The organism is Amycolatopsis dongchuanensis (genome assembly GCF_039542405.1).
Classification (GTDB): Bacteria; Actinomycetota; Actinomycetes; order Mycobacteriales; family Pseudonocardiaceae; genus Amycolatopsis_E; species Amycolatopsis_E sacchari.
This window is the reverse complement of record NZ_BAABIB010000133.1, coordinates 1-8,725: the sequence shown is the minus strand read 5'-3', so window position 1 is coordinate 8,725 and position 8,725 is coordinate 1. Positions and strand designations below refer to the sequence as shown.

Annotated in this window: 16 protein-coding genes; 13 read left to right on the top strand and 3 right to left on the bottom strand. The window is 66.6% G+C overall.

What is annotated here, in order from left to right:
• From ABFX51_RS32705 to ABFX51_RS32685, 5 genes are all read left to right on the top strand, one after another.
• Window positions 1–187 (top strand): transposase (locus ABFX51_RS32705; RefSeq protein WP_346056027.1); only part of this gene is annotated, 187 nt, incomplete at its 5' end.
• Window positions 188–239: 52 nt separating this feature from the next.
• Window positions 240–863, top strand: coding sequence for a recombinase family protein (locus tag ABFX51_RS32700; protein ID WP_346056026.1), 624 nt, complete (start codon window positions 240–242; stop codon window positions 861–863).
• A 32-nt stretch (window positions 864–895) separates the two neighbouring features.
• Window positions 896–1,060 (top strand): hypothetical protein, encoded by a 165-nt coding sequence (locus tag ABFX51_RS32695; RefSeq protein WP_346056025.1) that lies wholly within the window; start codon window positions 896–898, stop codon window positions 1,058–1,060.
• Window positions 1,061–1,153: 93 nt separating this feature from the next.
• Complete coding sequence (locus tag ABFX51_RS32690) at window positions 1,154–1,621, top strand: recombinase family protein (RefSeq protein ID WP_346056024.1); 468 nt, start codon at window positions 1,154–1,156, stop codon at window positions 1,619–1,621.
• Complete coding sequence (locus ABFX51_RS32685; protein WP_346056023.1) at window positions 1,621–3,369, top strand: recombinase family protein; 1,749 nt, start codon at window positions 1,621–1,623, stop codon at window positions 3,367–3,369. The genes ABFX51_RS32690 and ABFX51_RS32685 overlap by 1 nt, the downstream gene beginning before the upstream one ends.
• A 77-nt stretch (window positions 3,370–3,446) precedes the next feature.
• Here ABFX51_RS32685 and ABFX51_RS32680 read toward each other — a convergent pair whose 3' ends face one another.
• The 3 genes from ABFX51_RS32680 to ABFX51_RS32670 all read right to left on the bottom strand — a co-directional run bounded on the left by ABFX51_RS32680 (window position 3,447) and on the right by ABFX51_RS32670 (window position 5,672).
• Window positions 3,447–3,956, bottom strand: a complete 510-nt coding sequence (locus ABFX51_RS32680; RefSeq protein WP_346056021.1) for an rRNA adenine N-6-methyltransferase family protein — start codon at window positions 3,954–3,956, stop codon at window positions 3,447–3,449.
• A gap of 11 nt (window positions 3,957–3,967) precedes the next feature.
• Window positions 3,968–5,179, bottom strand: coding sequence for an NsdA family TPR-like regulatory protein (locus ABFX51_RS32675; RefSeq protein WP_346056020.1), 1,212 nt, complete (start codon window positions 5,177–5,179; stop codon window positions 3,968–3,970).
• A gap of 136 nt (window positions 5,180–5,315) precedes the next feature.
• Window positions 5,316–5,672, bottom strand: a complete 357-nt coding sequence (locus tag ABFX51_RS32670; RefSeq protein WP_346056019.1) for a winged helix-turn-helix domain-containing protein — start codon at window positions 5,670–5,672, stop codon at window positions 5,316–5,318.
• A 670-nt stretch (window positions 5,673–6,342) separates the two neighbouring features.
• Here ABFX51_RS32670 and ABFX51_RS32665 point away from each other — a divergent pair.
• From ABFX51_RS32665 to ABFX51_RS32630, 8 genes are all read left to right on the top strand, one after another.
• Window positions 6,343–6,528 (top strand): hypothetical protein, encoded by a 186-nt coding sequence (locus ABFX51_RS32665; RefSeq protein WP_346056017.1) that lies wholly within the window; start codon window positions 6,343–6,345, stop codon window positions 6,526–6,528.
• Window positions 6,529–6,600: 72 nt separating this feature from the next.
• Window positions 6,601–6,930, top strand: coding sequence for a hypothetical protein (locus tag ABFX51_RS32660; protein WP_346056016.1), 330 nt, complete (start codon window positions 6,601–6,603; stop codon window positions 6,928–6,930).
• Window positions 6,930–7,427 carry a hypothetical protein gene (locus tag ABFX51_RS32655; RefSeq protein WP_346056015.1) on the top strand — a complete coding sequence of 166 codons (498 nt, stop codon included), beginning with the start codon at window positions 6,930–6,932 and terminating at the stop codon, window positions 7,425–7,427. Before ABFX51_RS32660 ends, ABFX51_RS32655 begins: the two co-directional genes overlap by 1 nt.
• 14 nt (window positions 7,428–7,441) lie before the next feature.
• A complete protein-coding gene (locus ABFX51_RS32650) occupies window positions 7,442–7,600 on the top strand; it encodes a hypothetical protein (RefSeq protein ID WP_346056014.1) in 159 nt (52 codons plus the stop codon).
• A 25-nt stretch (window positions 7,601–7,625) separates the two neighbouring features.
• On the top strand, window positions 7,626–7,856 hold the full coding sequence (locus ABFX51_RS32645) for a hypothetical protein (RefSeq protein ID WP_346056013.1): 231 nt from the start codon (window positions 7,626–7,628) through the stop codon (window positions 7,854–7,856).
• Window positions 7,856–8,023, top strand: coding sequence for a hypothetical protein (locus ABFX51_RS32640; protein WP_346056012.1), 168 nt, complete (start codon window positions 7,856–7,858; stop codon window positions 8,021–8,023). Before ABFX51_RS32645 ends, ABFX51_RS32640 begins: the two co-directional genes overlap by 1 nt.
• Window positions 8,020–8,349: a hypothetical protein gene (locus tag ABFX51_RS32635; protein WP_346056010.1), complete on the top strand. Its 330-nt coding sequence runs from the start codon at window positions 8,020–8,022 to the stop codon at window positions 8,347–8,349. The genes ABFX51_RS32640 and ABFX51_RS32635 overlap by 4 nt, the downstream gene beginning before the upstream one ends.
• A complete protein-coding gene (locus tag ABFX51_RS32630; protein ID WP_346056009.1) occupies window positions 8,346–8,699 on the top strand; it encodes a hypothetical protein in 354 nt (117 codons plus the stop codon). Before ABFX51_RS32635 ends, ABFX51_RS32630 begins: the two co-directional genes overlap by 4 nt.
• Window positions 8,700–8,725 lie beyond the last annotated feature (26 nt).

Sequence of the window (8,725 nt, the reverse complement as noted above, 5' to 3'; positions counted from 1 at the left end):
TCGCAAGAACACCGCTCACGGCTCCGGTCTCGGCAAGATCAGATGGGTAGTTGAGCGGGTGTTCGCCTGGCTGCACCAGTTCAAGCGTTTACGGATCCGCTGGGAACGCCGAGCCGACATCCACCTTGGCCTCATGCACCTGGCCTGCGTCCTCGTCTGCTACCGCAAGCTGCCGACTTCATTATGAAACCAGCTGTAAGGACAAGCCCCGCCCGGTACGCACCTGGCTGTACCGCCTCGTGTGCGAGCTGGCGTGGCCAGTCTTCGTACAGGAACGGCACCGCCTGGAAACCGCGGCGATCCGCGGCTACCAACGCGAACTCGCCTTCCGCGCGTGGCACCGCCGCTACCTCGACGCGATCGACGGATGGTGGGCGGGGCCGCCACCGTACGGCTACCAGGTGCACCTCCATCACGTCACCGACGACGAGGGACGCACCCGCGTGCTCCGGCGTCTTGTGCCCGACGAGGACTGCGCTCGCGTTGTTCCGGTGATCTTCCGGTGGCACCTCGACGGACACGGGCCGTCGGCGATCGCCGCACGCCTGGCGGCCGAGCCCGGCCTGTACCCGCCGCCGCGAGGGTGGACGGCCAAGGTCGTGCGCGGTCTGCTCACCAATCCGGCCTATCTGGGCTATGTCGTCCACGGCCGCACCCGCCACGGAGTCCTGCAGCCCCCGCGGCACTGGACCTGGTCGCTTGATCAAGCCCATCCCGCGTTGGTTGGCCCCGCGCAGTTCTGGGACACGTACTACCGGCTCCACCCGGGACACCGGACGCGGCCAGCAGAAGCCGGACCGCAGCGGCCAGGCGTGGTGTCCATCGGCCACGGAGCGGTCCACCACGACGGGCGGCCTCATTGAGCCGCGGACGACGTGGTTACCGCCGACCGGAGGTGACCGTCGAGACGCCCACCGTGCTGCCGATGCCCGAGGCCGACCGGCCCGCCGCGGTCGCCGTTCTCGCGCAGTGGCTCAACGAGGTGCTGGCCGATGAGTCGTTCCAGCAGCGGCATCGGCAGCGCCTCGCCGAGCGCGGTGACCACCGCCGAAGCACCTGATCAAGCAGCTTGCCCTTTACCGAGGAGTCGAGCGTTCGTCGTTGGCCCCAGGCCGACCGGCCTGGGGCCAACGACGTAACCAAGGACGGTCTCATGAGCAACAACCATGCACGGCAACCCGATCCGGCGCTGCACGCTTCCCGCATCCGTGTCGCGGTCTACCTCGTCGGCAGCGGCATCAAGACCGCGATCCGCGCCTGCCTGGGCGCACACCCCACCTGGCGGCAGATCAAGCGCACCTACTGCGACCCCGAACCCGGTCCGCTGGCTACCCGCCCCGAGTTGCGGCGCGCGCTGGCTGACGCCCGTGCTGGAGAGTTCGACCTTCTTCTCGTCGACAGCGCCAGCCAGGTCTCGCGCAACCTGAACGAACTGAGCGAGATCATCACCGAGCTGGACGAGGCGGGCGTGGCGTTCCGGTCGGCCACCGAGTCGCACTTCGACACCACCAGCATCACCGGGCGGGCGGTCATGCGGCTGATGGCCGCCTTTGCCCAGTACGAGCAGGAGCACCGCGAGCAGGTGGCTCGTCGGGAGGCGCGTCGTCGGGGGGTGCGGTGATGTCGGCACCCACCGCGCCCAAGCGCCGCCAGCGTCGCCCCCGGGTTCGGACCAACCAGGCCACCCAGCCACAGGCGACCATCGGCGCCGAAGAGGGGAACAGCCCACCGCTGCGGGTGGAGATCTACCTTCGGATCTCCACCGACGAGCTGCACCAGCCCTTCTCGCTGGAAGCCCAAAATCTCAAGCTGCGCAACTACGTCACCTCCCAAGACAACTGGGAGCTCGTCGGCAAGCCCTACATCGACGAGAAATCCGGGGCGACCACCGACCGGCCTGCCCTGAAACGCGCCCTGGCTGCCGCCAGGGCCGGAAAATTCGATGTGCTGCTGGTCTACCGCGTGGACCGGCTGTCCCGATCGATCCGGGGCCTGTCGGAGATCCTCGCCGACCTCGAAGACGCGGGCGTGGCGTTCCGGTCCGCGACCGAACCCTTCGACACCGCCACCCCCGCCGGTCGCATGATGGTGCAGATGCTGGCGGTGTTCGCCGAGTTCGAACGCGCCACCATCATCGACCGCGTCATCAACGGCATGGAGCGCAAAGCCGCCCGCGGCGAATGGCCCGGCGGCTACCGCCCCCACGGCTACGAAGTCGGCAGCAGCGGCAAGCTCACCATCATCGACGACGAGAAGCCCGTCGTAGAACGTATCTTCACCACCTATGTTCGCGACAAACTCGGTGCAGCCGCCATTGCCAAACGCCTCACCGCCGACGGCTACCGCACCAAAGCCGGGAACCCCTGGTCCCAAGCCGCCGTGCTTGTCGTACTGCGCAACCGCACCTACCTCGGCGAGATCTGGTTCCGCGACCGCTGGTACAAGGCTATGGATCACCACCCGGCGATCATCAGCGAGAAGCTGTTCAACGACGCCCAGGACATCCTCGACGCCCGCGGCGACGCCACCACCCACCGCGCCGTCGCCAACTCCGATTACTACCTGGCCGGGCGCCTGTTCTGCAGCCACTGCGGCAAGCGCTACCTCGGCACCGCTGCCAACGGCAACAAATACCGCTACCGCTACTACACCTGCTTCACCCGACACCGCTACGGCACCGAGCACTGCTCCGCCGACCGGCTACCCGCCGACCAACTCGAACACGCCGTACTGACCTCGCTGCTCGACACCCTCACCCGCAGCGACCTCATCGAGCAGAGCCTGGCCAACACCACCAGCGAGGTCGAAGACCAACGCGCCACCTACACCGCCGAACTCGCCGCACTCGAACGCGAGATCACCAAGAACGAGGACGCCATCGACCGCTACCTCACCGCATTCGAGAACGGCACGATGGACGAGGAAACCTGCTCGCCCCGAGTCAAGAAACTTGCCACCCAGCTCACCGAACAACGCGCCCGCCGCGACGAACTCGGCCTCCTCATCGACGAGGCCGCCACACCGGAAATGCCCGACACCACCGCCCTGGAAACCCTGCGCGCGGACGTCGAAGCCGCAGCCGACGCTGGCAGCGACGAAGCCCTCCGCCGCGTCATGCAAACCTTCGTCCACCGAGTCGACATCACCAGCCGCGAAACGGCTGCGCCCACATTCATCATCCCCGGCGACGCCAATGTGCCACCCCAACGCTCCGCAGCCGCGTCACCAGGCGCGACTACGGAGCGAAAGGTTCGCACATTGCATGGATCGGTGCCCCCGGCAGGATTCGAACCTGCGACACCCGCTTTAGGAGAAGAGGGCGCACTTCGCATAGCCCAGCGCGTCTACCAGCAACTTTGCGGAGGGTAGCCCCTTGAAGAGGGGCACGTCGGCACGGATTCGGCACGCTGAGCCCGAATCGCGGGGCTGAACGTTGGTCCAGGTCCCTAGCGCCGGGTCACTTTGACGATGCGCGAGACGCTCGGCTGGGAGGGTCTGAAGTCATCACCAGTGATCGTCGTCACCTCGGTGACCGCGTATTTGCCGCGCAGGTGATCAAGGTTGGTGGACTGGCCCACCGCTAGAACCGCTGTCCTGAACGACAGGCTGGGCAGAGTGTCGATCAGCGACTCCGTCACGGTGTTGGGCAGGTTGCCGATCAGGACGTCGAACGGCAGCTCGTGGACGAGGTGCAAGGCGTCGCCCTGGATCACCTGGGCATGCGGCACCGCGTCGCGCAGGATCTCGATCAGCCTGTCGTCGAGTTCTACGAGTGTGAGGCTTTTGCACGGCGGCAGATTCCTGGCGACGGTTCCCGCGCCCGCGCCAACCTCCAGAACCCGGTCATTGGGTTGAATCTCTGCCGCACGCAAAAGCAGTGACAGCTTCTCGGGTGAGACCAGGAAATATTGCTCGAATTCTGGGTCGGCGAGCGATCTTAGCTTCTCGTCGTTCACCGGACCTCCCATCATAGATCGGTTGTATCAAGCGCGATGCTTAGCTGTGCGATGCTGGTGGCGATACTATCAGGAACTTTAGTGCGAGTGGCAACCTTGGCGATCGCATTGCGCAGAATTACAGCGGTTCGAGTGGATGCGACCTGCTTAACCAGAGGGATAATCGACTTGACCGTCTGCTCAACGTCTGCCCATGATCCCAATTCAACCTGCGCTTGGAGCAGGTAAGCCCGGTGCAAGTACTGACTTCGGGTTTCGCTCGGTGCGGTCGCTTCCACTGAGTGTTCAAATTCGGCGATTGCGAGTCCCGACTGCTGGAGGTCGCGCTTGGCCATCGCTTCGTGCCAAGCGAGTTCGCGTTCATCAATCCACCATGCCCATGGCGGGTCAGAATCAGCGACCCCGTCGAGATAGAGCGACTTGATCTCGCCGAAGAGTGATATAGCCGACTCGTCGCCCGCTTGAGCCAGCGCGCGAGCTTTTCGGGTCAAGAAGAGCGCGCGAAGTCGTGGTGTCAGCGCCTCTCGGCCTTCCAATACTGATCGCGCTAGCTGAAGAGCCTCACCGGGTCTTCCCATTGCGCCCGCGTGCATGCTCGCATTCTGAATGGTCAGAAGTTCGATGCTCCGGTCACCGGCGAGTCGCGTGTAGTACAGAGACTCATGGTTCATTTCGCGCACGCGTTGGTGCTTCTCGGCGTCATACGCGAGCCAACCGACCACCTCGGCGAGTTCACCTGCGGCGGCGTTGAAATCACGCTCAAGTCGCTGGTCGTACCGGCCGCTCCCGATCAGCTCATGTAGCGATTGGAAGAACCGGTAAGACATCCGTACCAGGTCATCACCGCCGAATCGGTTGTCCAGGGAGACGAGGTTCTGAATGTAGCCGCGCACGGAGTGGAGGTATTCGTCATCCCCGAATTCCCGTTGCTCGGGCGGTATGCCCGAACTTGTCGGGGCGGCGGGAGGTGTCTCGGCCGTGTCGGCGAGGCCAAGCGCGGCTGCTGGCAGGCCGAAGACCTCGCACAACTCCTCGCGCCAGTCGGTCGGCTTGACTCTGCCGGATTCCCAGGCCGTGTACTGCCGCTTCAAGCTGGCTAGCTTCGGCGGCATCTTGTTCCGGCGCCGCCGCGCCTCGGCGAGCTTCCTGTGAACCTCGCCCTGGGACATGCCGGCCGCGCGCCGCGCACGACGAAGCTTCGTCTCATCCCCCTGGTCTGTCACGAACCCTCCCGCTCGCGTTTGCCCAGGTCAATCGCTGGTGATTCGATCGACTCACCAGCGACTCACCAGGGACTCATCTCCTCAAGACCGCCGATTCCGACGAACCTTGAGTCATGACCACGAACACCGGACCACCTCACCGAGGTAGCCGCTCCAACGCTTCCGCCACTCGGCGATCAAGGGCGTTGAGCTGGGACCGCACTTCCCGGATGCCGACCTGGAGCGCGCCGAGCGTTTCGCGAGCATCAGCGACCGGATCGCTTGATTCGTCGCCGCTGGTGGCGGGATCGAGGACCAGAGCGCCGCTCTTCGGCCTAACAAGGAGCAGGCCCTCCGCGGCGAGGATCTTCAGCGCCTCGCCGACGGTGTTGGGTGCGGCCCCCAGGTCGGCCGCAAGGGCTCGTTGTGAGGGCAGTTTGTCGCCGGGCGTGTAGTGGCCACGTTTGATCTCTCGGCGTAGCTGAGCTGCGATTTCAGCCCGATCAATCGCCATGGGACCCCTTCCTCTGCTGTGTCGAGTCTAGCTCTGCCTCAAGGCAGGTGTTGACAAGTTCCGCCAGGGCTGCCTACTGTCTTGAGGCAGAAGGTTGCCGCAAGGCAGATGGCACCGGGAGAACGGCCCGGGACTTGGAGAAAGTTCCGTCAGTCGTGCGATCGGGACCGCGTGTCAGGCGGGGCCGAATAACTCAATCTCGCGATGCGATAGCTGCGAGCGGCACTCACGTGTCGTCAGGTGGTCGCCCTTAGTGCTGGGGCCGTTGCGCACGCGTTCTGTCGATAGTGGGCAGGTAATCCGCAGGCATGCGCAAGCACCACGTGAGATAACGCTACCGGGAGCGGTGGCTTTATATGGCTGTATTTTGTGCGCCCTTTTTGGGCGTACTGTCGGCCCGCTTCGGCAGCGTTTGTGCTGGTAGTAGGCCGATTTCTGGCCTGATGGCGTGGGGTCGGGCTCTGTACCGAGTCCGGCCCCGCGTCTCGGGTTCGTTCTTTTGTTCATTTCAGGCGGGCGGTGCCCGTCTCTGATTCTGAGATGGCGGTGATACGTCATGTCCGAAATCGCTCGTGGGGCTTCCGCTTTGACCGCTCTGCGGTTGGCGGAGGAGGAAGCGGCCGGACGGTATCTGGCTGCGCGGCGGGAGATGCTTCGGCTGCGGTCACAGGTGACGGCCATCGGCCGACTGGTGAGCCAGCACCCGCGGCGGCTGGACTACCGAGCCTCCCTGCGGTCGGTGGCGACCGCTCACGGCGCGGCGGTGCAGCGCGTCCGGCTGGCCTACGACCGCTGGCAGCAGGCACAGCTGCGGTCGGACTCCCACTGGACCGACACCGCAGGTCGCGCCGCGTAGCCCCATCACGGCTCGCCAACCACTTCTTGCCAGGCCCGGATGTGGCTGGCCAATACGACAACGAGGAGAGCAATGGAGTTCGCACGGATCACCAGCGCCACGGCCCGCGAGGCCCTGTTTCCGCTGGTGGATGACGACATCACGGCGATGGTGGTTGCCGACGACGCCACCGGGGAAGCGGCGGAGATCGAGGCACTGATCGAGCAGGAACTCGGTCCCGACTTCGCCGAGATCGACGCGCTGGTTGACCAGGCAGAGCGGGAATTCGCTGCCGCCGAGCACGTCGAAACGTTCCGGGTGTCGCGGGAGTTGAACGACCAGGTGCGAGCCCGTCGTACGGCTCGCCGTGCTTCACGCGAGGCGCTGCGCTCGCTGGCTGTGCGTGCCGGGGAGGCGGCCTGATGCGGCATCGTTCGGTTCGGGCGTTGGCGCTGTTCGGGGCGTTGCAGGCGGTGTTCTCCGATGTGCACCCCTACTGCGACCAGATCGTGCAGTCCAGCGAGGACGCCGTCAAGAAGGGCCTGCCGGGCCGGGAGGGCGCGAAGCATTGCGCCCGGCACGTCGCCACTTACACCGCCGGTCAGACGGTCGCCTCGGTCGCGGTGACTGCGGCGCTGGGCTACCGGCTGCCGCTGCGGGCGCTGGCCGCGGGTATGGCGGTCAACGCGGTCACGCACTACGTGATCGACCGGCGCGAGCCGTTCAAGCGGTTCCTGCGCTCGCGGTTTGTCGGCAAGGGCGGCTACCTGGCTCACGCCACCGTGCAGCGCCGTGAGGGCGTGGTCGACGAGGGCGGCCCCGGCACGGCGCTGATGGAGATGGACCAGGCCGCCCACCGCCTCATCGGCGTGGCCGCCTCGCTGCTGACCACCTACCTCGCCACCCGCAAGCACCACTGACCAGGAGAAACCTCATGCGACTGAAGAAGAACCGCAAGGGCAGCGACGACGTCGTGCAGCTCACCGCGCTGAACCGGACCGGCGTCTGCGCCGGGTGCGGCAAGCGAGTCGGGCCGCGCTCCAACTGCTGCGGCAAGCCCGCCTGCTCCCGCCGCATCGCCTCCCAGCTCTGACCGCATCGACACCAGGAGACGACAGATGAAATTCCACGTGCAGGTCGGCCACATCAGCGGTCCGGTGGTCGTCAACGGCCGGGTCTACTACTCCCGCAACGGCGTTTCGGTCAACGGCAGCACCGTCACCGACGCTGCCACCGGCCGCCGGTTGTCCGGCCGCCCGATCCCGCGCCCCGAACGCGGCTCCAGCGTCACCTACCGCGGCAACGAGGTGTTCATCAACGGCGTCCGCATCGACCCCGAGGAGGGCTGATGCGCACCCGCACCGTCCGGACCGCGCGCCCGCCACAGCCGATCACCGACGCGGAGTACCTGGAGCTGTGCGAGTGCCGCTGCCCACACCTGCCGGGGACGCACATCGCCGGTCACTGCGGCAGCGCCCAGACACCGCCGCCGACGTCCGGGGAGGCCGCTCGATGACCCGACTCCTGATCACCGACCCCGGCGCGGCGCATCCCGCCAAGAACGCCGCCGCGCCGGGTCTCCCCACCCAGCCACAACCTGACCAGAACGGAGAGACACCCATGGTCGCACAGGCCATCTACCACCAGGCCGCACGACGGACCGGCTACCGCTACGAGCTGGTGATCGCGCCGGTCGAGATCATCGCCCGCCGCCACCGCGAGGGCCAGTCGGTCGCACAGATCACCCGCTACATGCAGTCCCAGCTCGGCCCGGACCACCAGGCCGCGGCACGCAACTTCGTGGAGTGGGTCATCGCCGCCACCGGGGGTGAGCGCCGGTGAGCACCGAACTCGTGTTCCGCTGCCTGGCCTGCGAGCAGCCGCGTACTGAGGCCGACGTGCCGTGCGAGCTGTGCGGTGCGGCCCCGGACCTGCACGTGGTCGAGGGGGACGAGCTGGTCACCTACGACCCCTTCCGGCTCAACCGGCTGGTCTCGGCGGCTGCCGCCGCCCGGGTGGCGCACGCCCTGGAGGTGCTGGCCGACAGCCACCGCCGCCGCGCGCGGCTGTGGGCGCGGCTGGAGCAGGACCACGACACCCCGCGGGCGCAGTGGCACCGCACCGAGGCTGCGTCGCTGGAGCGGCTGCGGGCGGCCGAGCTGGTCCGCGCCGAGCTGGAGGAGGTCGCGTGAGCGCCCGGATCGCGGTCGGCACCACC

Excerpts from the sequence above, each read along its gene's own strand:
- ABFX51_RS32690 (WP_346056024.1), top strand. The coding sequence starts at position 1,154 with ATGAGCAACAACCATGCACGGCAACCCGATCCGGCGCTGCACGCTTCC.
- ABFX51_RS32685 (WP_346056023.1), top strand. The coding sequence starts at position 1,621 with ATGTCGGCACCCACCGCGCCCAAGCGCCGCCAGCGTCGCCCCCGGGTT.
- ABFX51_RS32670 (WP_346056019.1), bottom strand. The coding sequence starts at position 5,672 with ATGGCGATTGATCGGGCTGAAATCGCAGCTCAGCTACGCCGAGAGATC.
- ABFX51_RS32660 (WP_346056016.1), top strand. The coding sequence starts at position 6,601 with ATGGAGTTCGCACGGATCACCAGCGCCACGGCCCGCGAGGCCCTGTTT.
- ABFX51_RS32655 (WP_346056015.1), top strand. The coding sequence starts at position 6,930 with ATGCGGCATCGTTCGGTTCGGGCGTTGGCGCTGTTCGGGGCGTTGCAG.
- ABFX51_RS32650 (WP_346056014.1), top strand. The coding sequence starts at position 7,442 with ATGCGACTGAAGAAGAACCGCAAGGGCAGCGACGACGTCGTGCAGCTC.
- ABFX51_RS32645 (WP_346056013.1), top strand. The coding sequence starts at position 7,626 with ATGAAATTCCACGTGCAGGTCGGCCACATCAGCGGTCCGGTGGTCGTC.
- ABFX51_RS32640 (WP_346056012.1), top strand. The coding sequence starts at position 7,856 with ATGCGCACCCGCACCGTCCGGACCGCGCGCCCGCCACAGCCGATCACC.
- ABFX51_RS32635 (WP_346056010.1), top strand. The coding sequence starts at position 8,020 with ATGACCCGACTCCTGATCACCGACCCCGGCGCGGCGCATCCCGCCAAG.